Source organism: Pandoraea communis, assembly GCF_902459745.1.
Classification (GTDB): Bacteria; Pseudomonadota; Gammaproteobacteria; order Burkholderiales; family Burkholderiaceae; genus Pandoraea; species Pandoraea communis.
The window spans coordinates 824176-845370 of record NZ_CABPSJ010000002.1 but is presented as its reverse complement, the minus strand read 5'-3'; the positions used below and the strand labels follow the sequence as shown (position 1 = coordinate 845370).

Sequence of the window (21195 nt, the reverse complement as noted above, 5' to 3'; positions counted from 1 at the left end):
GGAGAGACGACATGAGTCAAACCCTCAAGCTCGACAGCACTCGCACCGCGCTCATCATCGTGGACTTGCAGAACGACTTCATCACGCCGGGCGGCGCGTACGACCGCGGGGGAGCGGCCACACCGCAGGCGCAGGCGCTTCCCGCGCGGGTGGCGCCGGTGGCGGCATCGCTAAAAGCGGCGGGCGGTTACGTCGCCGCGAGTCAGTTCACGCTCTGGCCCGATGCGAACGGCGAGCCGATGATCTCCCCGCACCTGAAACAGCTGCGGCCTTTTCTGAGGCGCGGTGACTTCGTGGCCGGCACGCCGGGACACGCCACGGTGGATGCCCTCGCGGGCCACGTCGACATGTCGGTGTGGAAGGTGGCTTATTCGGCGTTCTTCAACACGCAGCTCGACTGGGTGCTGCGTCGCGCAGGCGTCGAGACCGTAGCGGTGTGCGGCATCGTGACGAACGGCGGCGTGGCGAGCACCGCACGCGACGCGCATATGCGCGATTACCGTGTGCTCGTGCTCTCGGACGGTTGCGCCGCTCCCACGCCTGCCGCGCACGACGCCGCGCTTGCCGATCTGTGCACGGTAAGCGAAGTCCTGACTTGCGAGGCCTTCGTGGGCCGGCTTGCCGCATGAGCGCGCCGGTGATTCGTCATGGCTTGCCGCCAGTGGACGATCTGTCGCACGCCGGTGGCGCGGCGCGCGGCGTGTCGGGCAATGCCGTCTCGGGCTATCTGTCGGGCAACGGCCTGCGCTCGGCCGTCGCGGGCGGCTTTCTCGCAGCGCATACGGCAGCCGATGTGCTCGCGGCCCAATCACCTTCTCAGGAGACCTCCGCATGATGACCTCGCCGTCTCTCAAACAGCGCCTGGGCGGCGGTGTGCTGCTCGCCCCCGGTGTCTACGACGCGCTGTCCGCGCTCATTGCCGCTCAGGCGGGCTTCGAGGCGGTGTATCTGTCGGGCGCGTCGATTGCCTACACCCGGCTCGGGCGCTCGGACATCGGGCTGACGACCTATCCGGAGGTGGAAGACACGCTCGCCCGGATTGCCGAGCGCGTCGACATTCCCGTGATCGTCGACGCCGACACCGGCTTCGGCAACGCCCTCAACGTCAAACGTACCGTGCGAGGCTTCGAGCGTGCCGGGGCCGCGATGATTCAGTTGGAAGATCAGACCTTTCCGAAGCGCTGCGGCCACCTCGACGGCAAGGGCGTGGTGCCGGTGCAGGAGATGATCGGCAAGGTGCGCGCGGCGGTCGATGCTCGTCACGATGCGCGCACGCTGATTCTCGCGCGAACGGACGCCGTGGCCGTCGAAGGTCTCGATGCGGCGCTCGATCGTGCCGAGCGTTATCTGGAAGCGGGGGCCGATGCGCTGTTCATCGAAGCGTTGCGCAGTCCGGCGCAGATGGCCGTGGCGTGCGGGCGATTCGCGCAGCGCGTGCCCTTGCTTGCCAATATGGTCGAAGGCGGCAAGACTCCGGTGCAAAGCGCGCAGGCGCTCGCCGATATCGGCTTCCGTATCGTGATCTTCCCGGGCGGGACGGCACGTGCTGTCGCCAGCACGTTGCAGGGGTACTACGCCAATCTGCACGCGCAAGGCACTACGGCCGCATGGCGTGAGCGCATGCTCGACTTCGATGGCTTGAATGCGGTGATCGGCACCCCGGCGCTGCTCGCCGAGGGCAAGCAATACGAATAGACGGGCAAGGCGGGCGATATCCGTGTGGAAAATCGGCGCGTGACGTGGGGCTCGCCGGTAAAGCAGGGCCTGCCGCGATCGGCTTCGCGTCAGGCCCTTTTCATGGGCGTCAGACGATGCTGTCGCCGCGCAACTGCGCGATCTTCGTGTCGTCGAAGCCCAGGCGTTCACGCAGAATTTCGTCGCTGTGCTGGCCCAGCGTAGGCGGGGCGCTACGGGCAATGGGCGGGGTCTCGCTCATCTTCATCGGGCTGGCGACGAGGCGGGCCACACCGCCCGAGGGATGCGGCAACTCCAGCGCCATCTCGCGCGCGATGACCTGCGGATGTGCGAACACTTCCGGCAGCGTGTTGATCGGGCCGCACGGCACACCGGCGGCTTCGAGCTTGTCGATCCAGGTGTCCTTGCCGAACTTGCGCACCATTTGCGCGAGAATCGGCACGAGCGTATCGCGGTGACGTACGCGCGATGGGTTGGTCGCAAAACGCGCGTCGTCGGCGAGCGCGGGCGCTTCACCTGCTTCGACGAACTTGCGGAACTGCCCGTCGTTGCCCACCGCCACGATGATCCAGCCGTCGTCGGCCGTCTGGAAGGTCTGGTACGGCACGATGTTCGGGTGCGCATTGCCCCAACGCACGGGCGGCTTCCCGCTCGCCAGATAGTTGGTGTTCATGTTGGCGAGCATGGCGACCTGCGTGTCGAGCAACGCCATGTCGATGTACTGACCCACGCCCGTGCGGTCGCGGTGGGTGAGGGCGGCCATGATCGCGAGGCTTGCATACATGCCCGTCATCAGATCGGCAATGGCGACGCCTGCCTTCTGAGGACCGCCACCCGGCAGGCCGTCGCGCTCTCCGGTGATGCTCATGAAGCCGCCGATGCCTTGCACGATGAAGTCGTATCCGGCGCGCGACGCGTGTGGGCCACTCTGACCGAAGCCCGTGATCGAACAGTAGACGAGATCCGGTTTGATGGCCTTGAGCGACGCGTAGTCGAGGCCGTACTTCGCGAGTTGCCCGACCTTGTAGTTCTCGACGACGACGTCGCTTTGCGCGGCGAGTGCGCGCACGATCGCTTGCCCTTCCGGGCGCGAGATGTCGAGTGTGAGCGAGCGTTTGTTGCGGTTGGCCGCGAGATAGTAAGCGGCCTCCTGGGTGTCGTTGCCGTCAGCGTCTCGCTGATACGGCGGCCCCCAGCTACGGGTGTCGTCGCCCACACCGGGACGCTCCACCTTGATGACGTCGGCCCCCAGATCCGCCAGATTCTGCGTGGCCCACGGCCCGGCCAGTACTCGCGAAAGATCCAACACCCGGATATGGCTCAGCGCGCCCATCGTATTCGTATCTCCTGTGCATTCGTCGTGGTTCGGGGTCGTCGGCATCGCGCGGAACGATGTTTTGCAATGCGGAACTTCTGGGAAGGAGTCTACGTCCTGCCGTTCTCTGCTGACCAGCGTCGTTTCGCAGTGCGGTTGGCGGCGCGACGCGGTGACTGGATCGATTTCCCGTATAATCAAAAGTTTGCAAAATACCCACCAGGCTTGGCTTAGCTCGCCCGGTCCCCACGCTCACGCAGCCTATGAAAGTCGCAGACATTCGGGAAAAATTCCTCAACTTCTTCGAGTCGAAGGGGCACACCATCGTGCGCTCGTCGAGCCTCGTGCCGTCCAATGACCCAACGCTGCTGTTCACGAACTCCGGCATGGTGCAGTTCAAGGACGTCTTCCTCGGTCTCGAAACGCGCCCTTACAAGCGCGCGACCACGGCCCAGCGCAGTGTGCGCGCGGGCGGCAAGCACAACGATCTGGAGAACGTCGGCTACACGGCGCGTCACCACACGTTCTTCGAAATGCTGGGCAACTTCTCGTTCGGCGACTATTTCAAGCGCGAAGCGATTCAGTACGCCTGGGAATTGCTGACGGAAGTGTACAAACTGCCGAAGGACAAGCTCTGGGTCACCGTCTACAAGGAAGACGACGAGGCCTACGACATCTGGGCGAAGGAAGTGGGCGTGCCGGTCGAGCGAATCATCCGCATCGGCGACAACAAGGGCGCGCGCTACGCCTCGGACAACTTCTGGCAGATGGCCGACACCGGCCCGTGCGGTCCGTGCTCGGAAATCTTCTTCGATCACGGCGCCGACGTGTGGGGCGGCCCCCCCGGATCACCGGAAGAAGACGGCGATCGCTACATCGAGATCTGGAATCTCGTGTTCATGCAGTTCAACCGCGACGAGCAGGGCAACATGACGCCGCTGCCCAAGCCCTGCGTGGATACCGGCATGGGGCTGGAGCGTATCGCGGCCGTGCTGCAACACGTGCACAGCAACTACGAAATCGACCTGTTCCAGCACCTGATCAAGGCCGCGGGCCGCGAGACCGGTGTGACCGATCTCAACGCGAACTCGCTCAAGGTGATTGCCGATCACATCCGCGCTTGCTCGTTCCTGATCGTCGATGGCGTGATTCCGGGCAACGAAGGCCGCGGCTATGTGCTGCGCCGTATCATCCGCCGCGCGATCCGTCACGGTTACAAGCTCGGCTGCAAGAAGCCGTTCTTCTACAAGCTCGTACCGGATCTGGTCGCCGAGATGGGCGCCGCTTATCCGGAACTGGCGCAGGCGCAGCAACGCGTGACCGACGTGCTCAAGCAGGAAGAAGAGCGTTTCGGCGAAACCATCGAGAACGGCATGGAGATTCTCGAAGGGGCGCTGGCCGATCTGGCCAAGCGCGGTGTGACCACGCTCGACGGCGAACTCGCCTTCAAGCTGCACGACACGTATGGCTTCCCGCTCGATCTGACGGCCGACGTTTGCCGCGAGCGCAGCATCACGGTCGACGAGGCCGCGTTCGATGCCGCGATGGCGCGCCAGCGCGAGCAGGCCCGTGCCGCGGGCAAGTTCAAGATGGCGACGGCCCTCGAATACACCGGCGACAAGACCCGCTTCCAGGGCTACGACAAGCTGATGCTCGAAGGCGCGAAGGTGACGGCGCTCTACGTCGACGGCACGAGCGTGGGTAAGCTCTCTGCGGGGCAACAAGGTATCGTCGTGCTCGACACCACGCCGTTCTACGCCGAGTCTGGCGGTCAGGTGGGCGATCAGGGCCTGATCGTCGCCGGCGGTGCGCGTTTCGGTGTGTCGGACACGCAGAAGATTCAGGCTGACGTGTTCGGCCACTACGGCAAGCTGGAATCGGGCGAACTGAAGGTGGGCGAGGCTGTTACGGCGCAGGTCGATGCCGTGCGCCGCGCTCGCACCGTTCGCAACCACTCTGCCACGCATTTGATGCACAAGGCGCTGCGTGAAGTGCTGGGGGCTCACGTGCAACAGAAGGGCTCGCTCGTCGACGCCGACAAGACGCGTTTCGACTTCGCACACAACGCCGCGATGACCGCCGAGGAAATCCGTCGCGTGGAAGACATCGTCAACGCGGAAGTCCTGACCAACGTGCCGACGCAAGCGGCCGTGATGTCCTTCGACGATGCCGTCAAGGGCGGTGCAATGGCCCTGTTCGGTGAGAAGTACGGCGACGAAGTGCGCGTACTCGATATCGGCACGTCGCGCGAACTGTGCGGCGGCACACACGTGACGCGCACCGGCGACATTGGCCTGTTCAAGATCGTGATGGAAGGGGGCGTGGCTGCCGGTATTCGTCGCGTAGAAGCCATCACCGGTGACAACTCGGTGCGTTTCGTGCAGAAGCTCGACGACCAGGTCAACGAGGCCGCCGCTGCGCTCAAGACTCAACCGGCCGAACTCACTCCGCGTATCGCGCAGGTGCAGGAGCAGGTCAAGTCGCTCGAGAAGGAACTGGCGGCGCTCAAGTCGAAGCTCGCTTCGAGCCAGGGTGATGAACTGGTCGAGAAGGCCGTCGACGTGAACGGTCTGAAAGTGCTGGCCGCGCAACTCGAAGGTGCCGATGTCAAGACGCTGCGCGAGACGATGGATAAGCTCAAGGACAAGCTCAAGAGCGCGGCCATCGTGCTCGCGGCTGTCGAGGGCGGCAAGGTCAGCCTCATTGCCGGCGTGACGGCCGACGCGACCAGCAAGGTCAAGGCCGGCGAGTTGGTCAACTTCGTCGCGCAGCAAGTCGGTGGCAAGGGCGGGGGCCGTCCTGATATGGCGCAAGCTGGCGGTACCGACCCGTCGCAGTTGCCGCAGGCGCTGGCCGGCGTGCAGGGTTGGGTCGCAGGCAAGTTCTGACGATCCGGTAAGGGCGGCGGCGCAGGCTGCCGCTCCGGTTCGATGGGCAGTCTCCGGCGATTCGCCGGGATGGCTTGAGCAAAACGCGCACTTCGGTGCGCGTTTTGCATTCGGGGAGCGGATAACCCCGTGCCGTCGGGTGGCCTGATGAACAAACGATACAATTTCAGTATTTGAAAGGATACCGAAGCAAATGGGCTCAGTATTTCACGGGCGTGAGGGGCACAGCCACACCCGGATGGCAATGGCTGCCATTGCCCTTCATGATGCAGGGGAACCTCCGCTTTCCGTGATGGTTTGCATGTAAAGTATTCGGAAAGTTGCGCGCACCGGCGCCCGGTTTCCCACATAGTTATCGTCATGCCAGCCACACTCACCGATTCCGACAGAGCCGCCTCGTTGCACCAGCCTTCGCCTGAGCGCGCAGCGTGGCGCATTGCGCTGTCCTGCATGCTTGCGCTAGCCATTGCCATGGGCATCGGGCGCTTCGCCTTTACGCCGATGTTGCCCCTGATGCTGCAAGAGCGGCTCACCGATATTCAGCACGGCAGTTGGCTCGCTTCCCTCAATTACGCAGGGTACTTCGTTGGCGCGTTGTCATGCATGTGGCTGCGCTTCACGCCGACGCTCATCATCCGTTTTGCACTCGCTGCCACCGTCGTGTTGACACTGGCGATGGGGCTGCTCGAGTCGTTCGCCGTGTGGGCCGTCGTGCGTACGCTCGCGGGGGTGATGAGTGCCTGGGCGATGGTGTTCTCGGCCGGATGGGGTTTCCGCAAACTCGGTGAATTGCGCATGCCGAGTCTGGGGGGCGTGATCTTCGCCGGCCCCGGGGCCGGCATCGTGGTGACAGGCTTGCTTGCGAGCGTGAACAGCTCGCTGGCGTGGCCCGCACGCGGCGGCTGGCTGCTGTGCGGCGTGCTTGCACTAGCGTTGCTCGCGGTGATCTGGCGCACGTTCGCGGCCGACGCGCCCGAGGCCGCGAAGACGGCCCACGCCGCCAAATCCTCGGGCGGTACACCGGGGCAGGCCGCGGCACATGCCATCAATCATGGCAGTGGCGAGAGTGTCATCCCTGTCACGGTGCTCTACAGCTTCGCCGGCTTCGGTTACATCATCACGGCAACGTTTCTGCCGGTGATCGCGCGTCAGGCCCTACCGGGCTCGGCGTGGCCGGACCTGTTTTTCCCGCTGCTCGGCCTGATGGTCATGCCGGGGGCGATCATTGGCGCGCGTGCGCCGCTTGCCTGGGACAATCGGCTGCTGCTCGCCGCGTGCTACGTCATGCAGGGGTTGGGGGTAGGAATCGGTATCGTACTGCCGAACGTGGTGGGATTCGCGCTGGGCAGCGTGCTCGTGGGGCTGCCGTTCACGGCGATTACCGTGTACGCAGTGCGCGAGTGCCGGCGTCTGCGTGGGGACAATGCCAATGGCTTGATCGGTTTGGTGACGGCATCCTATGGCATCGGCCAGATCGTCGGGCCGTTGGCGGCTGCGCCACTGGTCGCGGCCACTGGCAGCTTCACGGCAGCGCTGCTGTGCGCGAGCGGCGTGCTCGTGCTCGGTGCGATCGGCTTCGTGTGGGATTGGCGGCGCTCGCTCAAGCACGCACTCTGATTCTCGCGCGCAGTGCCGCTGTCGCCGCCCTCGCTATCGCGATTGACGTCTGACGTCTGCCGATCCGACATCTTCATCCTCTGGGGCTCTCTATGTCTTTTACCCTGCGGGCGGGCAAAAAGGCCGCCACCGCCACGAGCGACGCCGAGCACCAGATGCGCGTCGATCTCGCGGCCTGTTACCGCCTCGTTGCGCTGCACGGCTGGGACGATCTCATCTACACCCATATCTCCGCGATGGTGCCGGGCGAGCCGGGGTACTTTCTCATCAACCCGTTCGGTCTGGCATTCGACGAAGTGACGGCATCGAATCTCGTCAAGATCACGATCGCCGGCGAGATCGTGGGCGAGAGCGAACACCCCGTGAACGTGACCGGATTTGCGCTGCACGGCGCCGTGCATGCGGCGCGTGCGGATGCCGTGTGTGTCATGCATTTGCACAATACGGCCGGCGTTGCGGTGTCGATCCAGCCTCACGGATTACTGCCGATCTCGCAGCACGCGCTTCGCTTTCACGAGCGTATCGGCTATCACGACTACGAAGGTCTGGCGTTTTCACCGTCGGAGGGGGAGCGGCTCGTGGCGTCGCTCGGCCCGTATCCGGCCATGCTGCTGCGCAATCACGGCACGCTCACGACCGGACGCACGGTGGCCGAAGCCTTCGTGCTGATGGCCACGCTGGTCAAGGCGTGCGAGATCCAGTTGCAAGCATTGGCGGGCGGTATGCCACCTCATCTGCCGAGTGCCGCCGTGCAGGACAAGACTGCCATTCAACTCGAAGACGGTGGTGCTATCGAAGGTGTGCTGGAGTGGCCTGCACTGCTACGCAAACTGGATAGAATAGACGCCTCGTTTCGCGATTGACCGCCGCGCAGGTGCGATGTCGGGAGCGCAGGGAAGGCTGGCAGGCTTTGCCCGAGGAAGGGGATGGGCGGCGGCGCCGCCCATCTTGATAACGACATGAGGAGATAGACGGCAATGCCAACGTTTCACGTCGAGATGTTCGAGGGGCGCTCGGTCGAGCAAAAGCGCGCATTCGTCAAAGCTGTCACGGAAGCGGCAGTGAACACGATCGGTTGCTCGGCTGAGTCCGTGGACATCATCATCACCGACATCAAGCGCGAGAACTGGTCCACAGCGGGTACGCTTTGGTCGGACCCGCGTCCCGAGTAAAACCGAGTGAGCCGGTGAGCGCCGCTGGCGCCGCCGGTAGGTCTGGGGCGGGGAGACTCACGGCCTCCCCGCCGTATCGAAGAGGTTGTCATGTCGCAAGTCCCGTCCGTATCGAGTCTTCACGCCACCGCCCGTGCCGCCGCCGGCAGCGAACCGGCACAAACGCCGCAACACTTTGCGTCGGATAACTACGCCGGGATTTGCCCCGAGGCGCTGCACTATCTGATCGAGGCAAATGCCAGCGGTCACGAAGTTGCCTACGGCGACGATACCTGGACGCAGCGCGTATGCGACGGCATTCGCCAGTTGTTCGACACGGACTGCGAGGTTTTCTTCGTCTTCAACGGCACGGCCGCCAACTCGCTGGCGCTGGCGTCGTTGTCGCAGTCGTATCACTCCGTCATCTGCCACGAACTGGCGCACGTCGAGACCGACGAGTGCGGTGGACCCGAATTTTTCTCCAACGGCGCGAAGCTGCTCACCGCGCGCGGCCGCGAGAACAACGGCAAGCTCACGCCGGATGCCGTCGAATCGGTGATCAACCGGCGCTCGGACATTCACTTCCCGAAACCCAAGGTCGTCACGCTCACGCAGGCGACCGAAGTCGGCACCGTCTACTCGGTCGACGAGATCAAGGCGATCTCGTCGGTGGCCCGGCGGCGCAATCTTCGCGTGCATATGGACGGCGCTCGCTTCGCCAATGCCGTCGCAACGCTGGGCTGTCATCCGGGCGATGTGACCTGGCGCGCGGGCGTGGACGTGCTTTGCTTCGGCGGCACAAAGAATGGCCTGCCGGTAGGCGAGGCCGTGGTGTTCTTCAATCGCGCGCTGGCCGAGGACTTTGCGTATCGGGTGAAGCAGGCAGGGCAGTTGGCGTCGAAGATGCGCTTCATTTCCGCACCTTGGCTTGGCATGCTGGAGGACGACACCTGGCTGCGCAACGCACGTCACGCCAACGCCATGGCGCAACTGCTCGCGCAACGCCTTCGCGATGTGCCGGGCGTATCGCTGATGTTCGAGACGCAAGCCAACGCCGTGTTCGCGGAATTGCCGTTGCATGTGATCGAAGCGCTGCGCGCCAAGGGCTGGCGCTTCTACACGTTCATTGGCGCCGGTGGTTGCCGTTTCATGTGTGCGTGGGATACCCGCCCGGAAACAGTCGAGCGTCTGGCCGCAGATGTCCGGGAACTGAGCGCGAAGGCGTAATCGATTCTCCGGCGCGGGCCGGCGGCGCGATTCATGCCTGTCGCGGCGCTGGTATCGCAGGCGTGAGAAAGCGGTGTGCCAACGTGTGATAGAACGATGGCGCGATGGCTTTCGACACCTGAGTCGAGAGCAATGCAACGGCCATGAGAGGAATCACCATCTGATGGCCGTCGATCATCTCCATGACGATCACGAACGACGTAATCGGCGATTGCGTGACCGCCGCCAGATACCCGACCATACACAGCGCGGCCATCGCTGGCAGCGGTATCGCCGACGTGACGTGAGCCATTACGTTGCCGAGCCCGGCGCCGATGGCGAGCGACGGCGCGAAGATGCCTCCGGGAATCCCCGACAGGTACGATACACATAGCGCGGCGAATTTCAGCAGGGCGTAGAGCGGCGAGAGCGCCGCATGCGACTCGAGCAGGCCGCGCGCTTCCGCATAACCGCTGCCGAAGGTCGTCCCTCCCGAGACCACGCCGATCACGGCAATGGTCAGCCCGCACAGAAACGCGAAGCGCACCGGGTACGTCCGGCGAAGGCTCACCAGCGACGCGGGCATCCAGCGCGCCACGTTGAGCATCAGCCAGCCGAACAGGCCACCTGCGACGCCCGTCAGCAGGCTGGCGGCAATGAGCACGGGGATCAGCGCCCAGTGGAATTCGGTGAGCGCCTTGATTTGCCCGAAGTACAGATAATTGCCTTGCAGTCCGAGTGCCACGACGCCGGAAAAGATGATGGCCGTGATGAGTGTGCCGCTGTTCCGGGCAACGAAACTTCGGCTCAATTCCTCGATGGCGAACACCACACCTGCGAGCGGCGTATTGAACGCGGCCGCCAGACCTGCCGCTGCGCCGGCCAGCGTCAATTGACGCTCGATGTGCGCGCTGCTGCGGCGATAGCCATGACGCATGGCATACATCAGCGAAGCGCCGATCTGCACCGTCGGCCCTTCGCGGCCAATGGTGAAGCCGCAAAGAATGCCGAGAAACGAGATCGCAATCTTGCCGACCATGATGCGCAGCGACAGCAGCGATTTCGACAGCCGCGAATCTTGCAGCGTGGCGATGACCTGCGGAATGCCGCTGCCTTCCGCGCCACGGAAGAACTTCTGCGTCAGCCAGATGGCCAGCGCAGCGCCAAGCGGCGTGACGATCAGCGGCAGCCAGGCGCCATGCGACAGCATGCGCTGGAACAGTTCGAAACCGAAGTCGATGAGCTTGGCGTACGCAACCGAGACCAGACCCACGAGCACGGCGCCGAGCCAGAACACACCGTAGTTATGCCAGAGGCGCCGCGAGCGATTGACGCCCCGTCTGGCCAGACGCGCCGATAACGACGGCGGCGCGAGGGGAGGTGTCGGCGAAGGCGACGGCGGTGGCGAGGCAGACTCGGTGTTTGGCGGGATAGCTGACACTTGGTCGTGAGCGAAGGGTGAAAGACGTTAGCCGATTATACGCCCCGGCCCTTATGGGCTTGGTCTTCAGACGTCTTGGATAGTTCTGAATGTGCATCCCGTCATGAGTTCATTTAAGATATTCGAATTCGCGGAAGAACGATCATGAACGAACTAATTTTCTGTCCCCGCTGTGCCTCGCCGCTCGACTCGCGTGATGTCGCCGGGCGTATTCGCCGCGCTTGTCCGGATACCGCTTGCGGTTTCGTCCACTGGGACAATCCGTTGCCGGTGGTTGCCGGCCTTGTGGAGTATCGCGGTCAGATTCTGCTGGCGCGCAACGCCGCGTGGACCGAGGGCATGTTCGCGCTCATCACCGGATTTCTCGAACGCGACGAAACGCCTGAAGATGGCCTGCGGCGCGAGATCAAGGAAGAGACCAATCTGGAGACCGACGCGATTTCGCTGCTCGGCGTCTACGAATTCATGCGCAAGAATGAGTTGATCATCGCCTATCACGCGGTCTGCGATGGCGATATTCGTCTATCGGAAGAGCTGGCCGAGTTCCGTCTCGTGTCGCCGGAGCGGGTGCGTCCGTGGCGCGCGGGCACCGGACATGCGGTGGCCGAGTGGTTGCGCCGGCGCAACCTGCCGGTCGAATATGTCGATTCGGCAAAGCTGTCGATTGCGGGCTGACGGCGTGGTGCGGCGACTACGGTAGAATCGCGGTTTGCAGGGTGAACCTGGCACAAGATTCGCACAAGACTGACAAGAGGGACATGAGCATGGAATTTCAGAAAGAAGTCGACGCGAGCGGTCTGAACTGCCCGCTGCCGATCCTGCGTGCCAAGAAGGCGCTTGCCGAAATGCAGAGCGGCGAAGTGCTGCACATCATCGCCACGGATCCCGGTTCGGCGCGCGACTTCAGCGCATTTGCCAAGCAAACCGGCAACGAACTCATCGAGTCGCGTGAAGAGGGCAAGACGTTCCACTTCCTGATGCGCCGCCGCTGATCGCACCGCATCGCGCGGGCATAAAAAAGCCGACGGACATGCCGTCGGCTTTTTCTTTGGTGCGGTGCCTGACGCTTACATGACAGCGCCGTGCGACTCGCGCAGGTACTCGCGGAACGCGTCCTTCAGCTCCGGGTGACGCAGCGCAAATTCCACCGTCGCCTTCAGGTAGCCGAGCTTGCTGCCGCAATCGAAGCGCTTACCCTTGTAGCGGTATGCCAGGACAACCTCGTCGTGCATCAGTTTCTGGATGGCATCCGTCAACTGAATCTCGCCACCTGACCCCGGATCGATCTCGCGGATGCAATCGAAAATGCGCGGACGCAGCACATAGCGGCCGACGACACCCAGATTCGACGGTGCGTCTTCCGGTGCCGGCTTCTCGACGATACTCGTCAGCTTGACGATGTCCTTCTCGCCCCACTCGTTGCCCGCGACGATCCCGTACGACCGGCTTTGCTCGATGGGAATCTCTTCCACGCCGATGATCGAGCTGTGATACTGGTTGTACAGATCGACCATCTGCTTGAGCACCGGCGGATCGCCGTCGAGCAAGTCGTCGGCGAGGATGACCGCGAACGGCTCGTCGCCCACGAGCTTTTCCGCGCACAGCACGGCATGCCCCAGACCGAGTGCCTTGGGCTGACGCACGTAGAAGCAGTCGATGTGCGGCGGCTTGATCGAATGCACGACGTCGAGCAGTGCCTGCTTGTTCTTGGCTTCCAGTTCCGCTTCGAGTTCGAAGGCCGTGTCGAAGTGATCTTCGATCGCGCGCTTGTTACGGCCCGTCACGAAGATCATCTCGGTAATGCCGGCGGCCGCCGCTTCTTCCACCGCGTACTGAATCAGCGGCTTGTCGACGATGGGCAGCATTTCCTTCGGGCTCGCCTTGGTCGCCGGGAGGAATCGGGTGCCGAGGCCCGCAACGGGGAACACGGCTTTGGTCACGAAGGTTTTCATTGGTATCTCCCTGGTGGATGTCGAGCGTCTCAGGCCGGCAGGCGAGCCAGCTGGGCCTGCAACTTGCCGAGAACGGCTTCAAAGTCGACCAATCGTTGCTTCTCGAGTTCCACGACGTTCGCAGGCGCGCGGGCCACAAAGCTCTCATTGGAGAGCTTGCCGTGGCACTTTGCGATTTCGCCTTCGAGACGTTTGACTTCCTTGCCGAGGCGCTCGCGCTCTGCGGCCACATCGATCTCGACCTTCAATGCCAGCTTGTTCGCGCCCACCACGGCGAGCGGCGCACCGGCAGCCTGCGCGTCGAGCGTGGCTTCGTCGTCCAGCACCTGCACCTCGGAGAGCTTGGCGAGCGTTTGCAGATACGGCGCGATCGACGTGAGGAATGGCACGTCGCCCGCGACCAGCAGCGGCACGCGTTGTGCCGGCGACAGGTTCATTTCGCCTCGCAGATTACGGCACGCGTCGACGGCCGCCTTCAACTGCTGCATCCAGGCTTCGTCGCCTTCGTCGATCTTGCTCGTGTCGGCCACCGGGTACGGCTGCACCATGATGCTGGCTTCGCCTGCGGCCTTGTCCGCCGGGTAGCGGCCGGCGAGCGGCGCCACCTTCTGCCACAGGGCTTCGGTGATGAACGGAATGATCGGGTGGGCCAGACGCAGCACCGTTTCCAGCACGCGCAGCAGGGTGCGGCGCGTGGCGCGTTGTTGCGCCGGGGTGCCGTTCTGGATCTGCCACTTGGCCAGTTCGACGTACCAGTCGCAGTACTCGTCCCACACGAACTTGTAGATCGTGCTGGCGATGTTGTCGAAGCGATAGTCGGCAAAGCCCTTCGCAACGTCGGCTTCCACGCGTTGCAACAGCGATACGATCCAGCGGTCGGCGCGCGAGAAGTCCAGTTGACCGTCGGGGCCGCAATCGCCCACGCACGGCGCCATGCCGCAGTCCTGGCCTTCGCAGTTCATCAGCACGAAGCGCGTGGCGTTCCACAGCTTGTTGCAGAAGTTGCGATAGCCTTCGCAGCGTGCGAGGTCGAAGTTGATGTTCCGGCCGAGCGTGGCCATCGACGCGAACGTGAAGCGCAGCGCGTCGGTGCCGAACGGCGCAATGCCATCCGGGAATTCCTTGCGCGTCTTCTTCTCGATGCTCGTCGCCTGCTTCGGGTTCATCAGGCCGGTCGTGCGCTTGGCGAGGAGGGTGTCGAGCGACACACCGTCGACGATATCGAGCGGATCGAGCGTGTTGCCCTTCGACTTGGACATCTTCTGGCCCTCGGCGTCGCGCACCAGACCGTGCATGTACACGGTCTTGAACGGCACCTTGCCGGTGAAGTGCGTGGTCATCATGACCATGCGCGCCACCCAGAAGAAGATGATGTCGAAGCCGGTCACGAGCACCGTCGACGGCAGGAAATGCTTCAGTTCGGGCGTCTCTTGCGGCCAGCCGAGCGATGAGAACGGCACCAGTGCCGACGAGAACCACGTGTCGAGCACGTCTTCGTCGCGCCTGAGCGCGCCGGTATAGCCGTTCGCGCGTGCCTTCCCGGCAGCTTCCTCTTCCGTCCGGGCGACGTAGACATTGCCCGCATCGTCGTACCATGCGGGAATCTGGTGTCCCCACCAGAGTTGACGCGAGATACACCAGTCCTGAATGTTCTCGAGCCACTGGTGATATGTCGTCGCCCAGTTTTCCGGCACGAACTTGATCTCACCGTCGCGCACGACGTCGAGAGCGACTTCGGTGATCGACTTGCCCGGATGGAACGTGCCTTCCGGCGCCGGCTTGCTCATCGCGACAAACCACTGGTCGGTAAGCATCGGCTCGATGATCGTGCCGGTGCGATCGCTGCGCGGCACCATCAGCTTGTGCGGCTTGACCGATTCGAGCAGCCCCTGAGCGTCGAGGTCGGCCACGATCTGCTTGCGCGCCTCGAAACGATCCAGTCCGCGGTACTTTTCCGGGGCATTCTCGTTGATCTTCGCGTCGAGCGTGAGAATGTTGATCTGCGGCAGGTTGTGGCGCTGGCCCACGGCGTAATCGTTGAAGTCGTGCGCCGGCGTGACTTTCACCACGCCCGTGCCGAATTCAAGATCGACGTAATCGTCGGCGATGATCGGGATTTCACGATCGGACAGCGGCAGCTTGGCCATCTGCCCGATCAGGTGCTTGTAGCGCTCGTCTTCCGGATGGACCATCAGGGCTACGTCGCCGAGCATCGTTTCGGGGCGCGTGGTGGCGACCGTGAGCGAGCCCGAACCGTTAGCCAGGGGGTAGCGGATGTGCCACAGCGAGCCTTCCTCTTCCTCGCTGACCACTTCCAGATCGGACACTGCGGTGAGCAGGACCGATTCCCAGTTCACGAGACGCTTGCCCCGGTAGAGCAGCCCTTGCTCGTACAGCGTGACGAACACGTCGCGCACGACGCGCGACATCTTCTCGTCCATCGTGAAGTATTCGCGGCTCCAGTCGATGGAGGCGCCCAGACGGCGCACCTGACGTGTGATCGTGCTGCCCGACTGTTCCTTCCACTCCCAGACGCGCTCGACGAACTTCTCGCGGCCGAGATCGTGGCGCGAGACCTTCTCGGCGTCGAGCTGGCGTTCGACGACGATCTGCGTGGCGATGCCCGCGTGGTCCGTGCCCGGCACCCAGAGGGTGTTGGCCCCCTTCATACGGTGGTAGCGGGTGAGGCCATCCATGATCGTCTGGTTGAACGCATGACCCATGTGCAGCGTGCCGGTAACGTTCGGCGGCGGCAACTGGATGCTGAAATCTTCGCGGGCGTCGTCGAAAGTCGGCCGGGCATAGCCTCGGCGTTCCCATTCGGGGCCCCAGTGGGCTTCGACGTCCTGCGGCTCGAAGCTCTTGGCAAGCGTATTGTCGCTGTCGCTCATGGATTGGATGGACCGTGTAATGCGTGAAACCCTGAATTATAAAAGATTCGGTGCCGTTTCCGCGGTGCGGCAGGATTTATAATCGGGCTTCACTCGAAATTCCCTCCCGACATGCCCGATCTGTTAGCGAATCTGAACCCCGAACAACTGGCCGCCGTGACCCTCCCGGACGAGCCAGCCCTCATTCTCGCGGGCGCAGGTTCCGGCAAGACGCGCGTGCTGACCACGCGTATCGCCTGGCTGATACAGCAGGGCCATGTCGGTCCGGCCGGTATTCTGGCGGTGACCTTCACCAACAAGGCGGCCAAGGAAATGCAGGCTCGTCTGGGGGCCATGCTGCCGATCAGCCCCCGCGCCATGTGGATCGGCACCTTCCACGGGCTGTGCAACCGCATGCTGCGCGCGCATTTCCGCGATGCCGGGCTGCCGCAGAGCTTCCAGATCCTCGATCAGGCCGATCAGCTCTCTGCGATCAAGCGAATGATGAAGGCGGCGAATGTCGACGATGAGAAGTATCCGCCGAAAAACCTGCAGTATTTCATCAATAACGCCAAGGAGCAGGGCCTGCGCCCTCACGAGGTCGAGGCCAACGACGCCTTCAACCAGAAGTTCGTCGAGCTGTACACCACCTATCAGGCGCAGTGCCAGCGCGAAGGGGTGGTCGATTTTGCCGAATTGCTGCTGCGCTGTTTCGAGTTGCTCAAGCATAACGAACCGCTGCGGGTGCATTACCAATCGCGCTTTCGTCACATTCTCGTCGACGAGTTCCAGGACACGAACAAACTCCAGTACGCATGGCTCAAGATGCTCGCAGGGTCGAACGCCGCAGTATTTGCGGTGGGCGACGACGATCAGAGTATTTACGCCTTTCGTGGTGCCAACGTCGGCAATATGGCCGACTTCGAGCGCGAATTCCGCGTTCGGCACATGATCAAGCTGGAGCAGAACTACCGGTCGCACGGCAACATCCTCGACGCCGCCAATGCGTTGATTTCGAATAACGCACGGCGTCTGGGCAAGAATTTACGCACCGATGCGGGGCATGGCGAGTTGATCCGGGTCTACGAAGCCGCGACCGACTTGCAGGAGGCGAGCTGGCTGGTCGATGAAATCAAGGCGCTCGTTGCACAGGGGCTGTCGCGTCAGGACATCGCCATTCTGTATCGTAGCAATGCCCAGTCGCGGGTGATGGAGCACGCGCTGGTGGGCGCGGGCATCGCATATCGTGTGTACGGGGGGCTGCGCTTCTTCGAGCGTCAGGAAGTCAAGCATGCGCTGGCATATTTGCGTCTGATCGAGAATCCGAACGACGACACGGCATTTGCCCGCGTCGTGAACTTCCCGACGCGCGGGATCGGCGCACGGTCGCTGGAGCAACTGGCCGACGCGGCGCGTCTGTACAACTGCTCGATGTACGCCGCCGTGCCCTATATGACCGGCAAGGCGGGCACCAATCTGACGGCCTTCGTCCGGTTGATCGAGCAGATGCGTCAGGACACTGGGCGCCTTACGCTGCCGGAGGTCGTCACGCACGTCATCGACGCGAGCGGGCTGATCACGCACTATCAAACCGAGAAGGAAGGTCAGGATCGCATCGAGAACTTGCAGGAACTGGTGCACGCCGCCACGGCGTTTATCGCCGAGGAAGGCTATGGGCTCGACGCGCCGGCGCGTCTGATTGCCATGCGTCCTGCACTGCCGGGCGCCCCGGATATCCTGGCCTCGCCCGATGGCGTGGTGGACGCCGACACGCCCGTGGAGATGACCCCGCTCGCCGGTTTCCTGTCACACGCCTCGCTTGAGGCCGGGGACAATCAGGCCGAGGCCGGGCAGGACGCCGTGCAACTCATGACGGTTCACGCGGCCAAGGGGCTGGAATTCACGGCGGTCTTTGTCACCGGGCTGGAGGAGGGACTGTTCCCGCACGAAAACAGTGCGCTCGAACTCGACGGCCTCGAAGAAGAGCGCCGGTTGATGTATGTGGCGATCACGCGGGCCAAGGAACGGCTGTATCTCTCGTTCACCCAAAGCCGCATGCTGCACGGTCAGACACGCTACAACGTGCGTTCGCGCTTCTTCGAGGAAATCCCGGAAGCGGTGCTGAAGTTCCTGACGCCGCGTGCGCAATCTGGTGCGCGTCTGGGGCAAGCCGAGCCGGCGTGGGGGCGCGACTGGTTCTCGCGTCCGCAAGTGGGCGCAACGAAGCAGGACGAATGGGTGGCGACAAAGTCGGAGCAGGCGCTTGCCGACCGTTCGCGCGCGTCGGAGACCGGCTTCAAGCTGGGGCAGGGGGTCTTCCACACCAAGTTCGGCGAGGGCAAGATCATTGGGCTCGAGGGGGCGGGCGTGGAAGCCCGTGCGCATGTGAAATTCGGCCGACATGGCGAGAAGTGGCTCGCACTGGCCGTCGCGAAGCTCCAGCCGATCGAGTAACGACGGCGTCTTACCCATGACAAAGGGCACCCGAGGGTGCCCTTTGTTTTGCCGGTCGCTTGTCTGCGCTGTCTGCGGTTATGCCTCCGGCGGCGCGACGTTCGGATCGATGGCGCCGATTTCCTGCACGCCGAAGCAGCCGCGATAGGTTGCATAGAACGAGCAGTACAGCACGGCCGTGAACAGGATCGAGTACGGCATGAGTATCAGCATTGCGTACTGATGAACGCCCATCGCGGCCATCGTCAGCGCCACGATCAGCGGCAGCACCGTGGCGACGACCGCCGTGCACAGCCCGTAGACGAAGAAGGCACGCAGGTTGCGTACGCAGGCCGTCCAACTGAAGAAGAGCGCCTTGACGGGCGTGACGTCGTGCCATGCCACGAGCACCGGTGCGAACCAGAACATCATCGCCACCGGAACGTAGGCCACCGCTGCCGCCAGCATCGCCTGGCCCATGGAACCGTTCACGAGCGACTCTTCGCTGATGCGGCCGCCGAAGAGCATCTTGTTCAGCAGATCGCCGCCGTCGAAGAGTGCCGAGAACAGGAACACCGCAGCCATCGCCACAATGTAATAGCCGCCCAGGATCAGCAGGCGGCGCGAAACCTCCTTGCCGTGACCGCGAAAGCCGTCGAGCAGCACGTTCGGCAATACCTGTTTGCTCTTGATGATGTCACGGCAGGCGGCCATGAAGCCGACGGACAAGCCGGGGATGAACAGCAGCGGCAGGAACGCGCCCACGACCGGCGGGATCGACAGCAGCATCACGCCAAACAAATAGGCGAAGAGCAGCGTCAGAATGGCGAGCGGGTTCTTGCGGAATAGCCAGATACCCTGGCGCAGCCACACATAACCACTCTTCGGCGGGACTTCAAGCAATTGCATAGGGTTCGAATGACTCCGATAGGACGTCAGGTTACAGCCACGGGATGGAAACGGCTTCGATGCGTTCGCGCAGGATTCGTTCGAAATGCCCCGGATCGTGCGGCTTGAGCATTTCGGCCTCCCGCGGCAAGTGAAAATCATACAGGCGCGACACCCAGAAGCGCAGCGCTCCCGCCCGGAGCATATCGCGCCAGTGCGACGCTTCGATGCTCGTGAGCGGGCGCACCGTCTCGTAGGCGCGCAGCATGGCATGCACGCGAGCCTCGTCGAGCACGCCGGTCGACAGGTCGCAGCACCAGTCGTTGACCGTTACGGCCAGATCGAACAGCCACTTGTCGCAACCTGCGAAGTAGAAATCGAAGAATCCGCCCAGGCGGGGCGAACCGTCTTCGGCCATGTCGAACAACACGTTGTCGCGGAACAGGTCGCAGTGGCAGGGGCCGGCCGGCATCTCGCGATAGTCGGTCGACGCGAAAAACGCCTCCTGATGCGCCATCTCGCTTTGCAGCAACGCGCGTTCCGCGTCGCTCAGGAACGGCATGACTTCGGGCGTCGCTTCGCGCCACCACGGCAGGCTGCGCAGGTTGGCCTGCTCGAGCGTGAAGTCTCGTCCGGCCAGGTGCATGCGCGCGAGCATCGCGCCGACGTGCGTGCAGTGTGCCGGCGTGGGCGCCAGTTCGGAGCGTCCCGCCAGCTTGGTGACGATGGTCGCCGGCTTGCCGTTCAACTCGCCCAGGATCTCACCCGTGCGATCGGGAATCGGATCGGGCACCGGCACGCTGTGATGCGCGAGGTGGCCCATCAGTTGAAGATAGAACGGCAACTGCGTCGCGGTGAGCTTCTCGAACAGCGTCAGCACGAACTCGCCGCGCTCGGTCGTCAGGAAGTAGTTGGTGTTTTCAATGCCGGAGCTGATGCCCCGGAAATCGAGAACATTCCCCAAATCGTAGCGTTGCAGCCATTGTTGGAGTTGCTCGGGCGAGACGGAAGTGAAAACGGCCATGCGTGCGTTGAGTGGAGGTGTCTCAGACAAACGGCCCGTGCACGTGCAGCGGGCCGCTGAATCAAGACATACAGGAAGCTGGCGTGCCGCCAGGCGGCACGCGGGGGTGAGTCAGATTACCAGAGATGTCAGAACTTCAGACCGACAGACGGCAAGCGGTCGTTTTGCGACGTGTTGTCGCGCGCTCGCGGCGAGTTGTCCGGTGGCGTGGTCAACTGGTAATTGGTGCCGAATCGTGAGTGGACATCGATCTCCGTCGGCTTGCCGCGATCGCGATACTCGGTCACGGTCGTGCCTTGGTCGTTGACGTAGTAGCTCGGCTTGCGCTCCTGGTTGACGTCCACCGACGAGGTGCTGGTGGCAGCGGCGCGGGCGTCAGCTTCGCGTTTGGCGGCTTGCGCGGCGGTTTCCTTGCCATCCTGGGCAAATGCATGGCCGGTGAGCAACAGGCCGGCACCGAACAGCAGGGGCAGGGCACGGGAAAGGCGCGTTTTCATCATTATTCTCCGAGGGCGGGAACGCATCCGCGACGTTGGGGCAAGCCGGGGCGGCGCAGCGGGTTCCAATATGTCCATTCTATCAAACGTCCCCCGCTTCGCATCGTGAAATCGCGTTGAATACGCCGTGGTTCCTTGCCTGCGGGGCGGTGCTGCATTCCGGGAGGTCGTTTCAAGGGGCTTGAGCGGGGGCGTGGGCGAGTGGTCCGGCCGGCCGG

General features: G+C 63.3%; 18 protein-coding genes. 11 read left to right on the top strand and 7 right to left on the bottom strand.

Annotation, left to right across the window (positions count from 1 at the left end; genetic code table 11):
* Positions 1-11 precede the first annotated feature (11 nt).
* The 3 genes from PCO31110_RS10350 to PCO31110_RS10340 are packed head-to-tail and all read left to right on the top strand — an operon-like array spanning position 12 to position 1695.
* Complete coding sequence (locus PCO31110_RS10350; protein ID WP_150690352.1) at positions 12-629, top strand: cysteine hydrolase family protein; 618 nt, start codon at positions 12-14, stop codon at positions 627-629.
* Complete coding sequence (locus tag PCO31110_RS10345; protein ID WP_246189809.1) at positions 626-835, top strand: hypothetical protein; 210 nt, start codon at positions 626-628, stop codon at positions 833-835. The genes PCO31110_RS10350 and PCO31110_RS10345 overlap by 4 nt, the downstream gene beginning before the upstream one ends.
* Positions 835-1695, top strand: coding sequence for an isocitrate lyase/PEP mutase family protein (locus PCO31110_RS10340; protein WP_150690432.1), 861 nt, complete (start codon positions 835-837; stop codon positions 1693-1695). Before PCO31110_RS10345 ends, PCO31110_RS10340 begins: the two co-directional genes overlap by 1 nt.
* A 109-nt stretch (positions 1696-1804) precedes the next feature.
* Here PCO31110_RS10340 and PCO31110_RS10335 read toward each other — a convergent pair whose 3' ends face one another.
* Positions 1805-3028 (bottom strand): CaiB/BaiF CoA transferase family protein, encoded by a 1224-nt coding sequence (locus PCO31110_RS10335; RefSeq protein WP_010806310.1) that lies wholly within the window; start codon positions 3026-3028, stop codon positions 1805-1807.
* A 245-nt stretch (positions 3029-3273) separates the two neighbouring features.
* Between PCO31110_RS10335 and alaS the strand changes: the two genes are divergently transcribed.
* From alaS to PCO31110_RS10310, 5 genes are all read left to right on the top strand, one after another.
* The gene (gene alaS, locus PCO31110_RS10330; protein WP_150690351.1) at positions 3274-5898 is read left to right on the top strand and encodes an alanine--tRNA ligase; all 2625 of its coding nucleotides are present in this window, start codon (positions 3274-3276) and stop codon (positions 5896-5898) included.
* A 360-nt stretch (positions 5899-6258) separates the two neighbouring features.
* Complete coding sequence (locus PCO31110_RS10325) at positions 6259-7515, top strand: YbfB/YjiJ family MFS transporter (RefSeq protein WP_150690350.1); 1257 nt, start codon at positions 6259-6261, stop codon at positions 7513-7515.
* 92 nt (positions 7516-7607) lie between these two features.
* Complete coding sequence (locus PCO31110_RS10320) at positions 7608-8378, top strand: class II aldolase/adducin family protein (protein WP_150690349.1); 771 nt, start codon at positions 7608-7610, stop codon at positions 8376-8378.
* A gap of 114 nt (positions 8379-8492) precedes the next feature.
* Positions 8493-8687: a 4-oxalocrotonate tautomerase gene (locus PCO31110_RS10315; protein WP_150690348.1), complete on the top strand. Its 195-nt coding sequence runs from the start codon at positions 8493-8495 to the stop codon at positions 8685-8687.
* A gap of 90 nt (positions 8688-8777) precedes the next feature.
* Positions 8778-9893: a threonine aldolase family protein gene (locus tag PCO31110_RS10310; RefSeq protein WP_150690347.1), complete on the top strand. Its 1116-nt coding sequence runs from the start codon at positions 8778-8780 to the stop codon at positions 9891-9893.
* Positions 9894-9924: 31 nt separating this feature from the next.
* Here PCO31110_RS10310 and PCO31110_RS10305 read toward each other — a convergent pair whose 3' ends face one another.
* Positions 9925-11220, bottom strand: coding sequence for a chloride channel protein (locus tag PCO31110_RS10305; protein ID WP_150690431.1), 1296 nt, complete (start codon positions 11218-11220; stop codon positions 9925-9927).
* A 237-nt stretch (positions 11221-11457) separates the two neighbouring features.
* On the opposite strand from PCO31110_RS10305, the gene PCO31110_RS10300 reads away from it, so the two are divergent.
* Both PCO31110_RS10300 and PCO31110_RS10295 read left to right on the top strand, forming a co-directional pair.
* Positions 11458-11988 carry an NUDIX domain-containing protein gene (locus tag PCO31110_RS10300; protein ID WP_010806303.1) on the top strand — a complete coding sequence of 177 codons (531 nt, stop codon included), beginning with the start codon at positions 11458-11460 and terminating at the stop codon, positions 11986-11988.
* A gap of 89 nt (positions 11989-12077) precedes the next feature.
* Positions 12078-12305, top strand: a complete 228-nt coding sequence (locus PCO31110_RS10295; RefSeq protein ID WP_010806302.1) for a sulfurtransferase TusA family protein — start codon at positions 12078-12080, stop codon at positions 12303-12305.
* A gap of 75 nt (positions 12306-12380) precedes the next feature.
* Here the strand turns inward: PCO31110_RS10295 and galU are convergent, their stop codons facing one another.
* Both galU and PCO31110_RS10285 read right to left on the bottom strand, forming a co-directional pair.
* Positions 12381-13265 (bottom strand): UTP--glucose-1-phosphate uridylyltransferase GalU, encoded by an 885-nt coding sequence (gene galU / locus PCO31110_RS10290; protein WP_010806301.1) that lies wholly within the window; start codon positions 13263-13265, stop codon positions 12381-12383.
* Positions 13266-13294: 29 nt separating this feature from the next.
* Positions 13295-16156, bottom strand: a complete 2862-nt coding sequence (locus PCO31110_RS10285; protein WP_010806300.1) for a valine--tRNA ligase — start codon at positions 16154-16156, stop codon at positions 13295-13297.
* Between the two features lie 111 nt (positions 16157-16267).
* Here PCO31110_RS10285 and PCO31110_RS10280 point away from each other — a divergent pair, with 111 nt between their 5' ends.
* Entirely contained in the window at positions 16268-18589 is a 2322-nt protein-coding gene (locus PCO31110_RS10280) for a UvrD-helicase domain-containing protein (RefSeq protein WP_150690346.1), read from the top strand.
* 78 nt (positions 18590-18667) lie between these two features.
* Here PCO31110_RS10280 and PCO31110_RS10275 read toward each other — a convergent pair whose 3' ends face one another.
* The 3 genes from PCO31110_RS10275 to PCO31110_RS10265 all read right to left on the bottom strand — a co-directional run bounded on the left by PCO31110_RS10275 (position 18668) and on the right by PCO31110_RS10265 (position 20980).
* Positions 18668-19477 (bottom strand): BPSS1780 family membrane protein, encoded by an 810-nt coding sequence (locus PCO31110_RS10275; protein WP_150690345.1) that lies wholly within the window; start codon positions 19475-19477, stop codon positions 18668-18670.
* Positions 19478-19508: 31 nt separating this feature from the next.
* Positions 19509-20480 carry a homoserine kinase gene (locus PCO31110_RS10270; protein ID WP_010806297.1) on the bottom strand — a complete coding sequence of 324 codons (972 nt, stop codon included), beginning with the start codon at positions 20478-20480 and terminating at the stop codon, positions 19509-19511.
* A gap of 128 nt (positions 20481-20608) precedes the next feature.
* Entirely contained in the window at positions 20609-20980 is a 372-nt protein-coding gene (locus tag PCO31110_RS10265) for a hypothetical protein (protein WP_246174911.1), read from the bottom strand.
* Between the last annotated feature and the right edge of the window lie 215 nt (positions 20981-21195).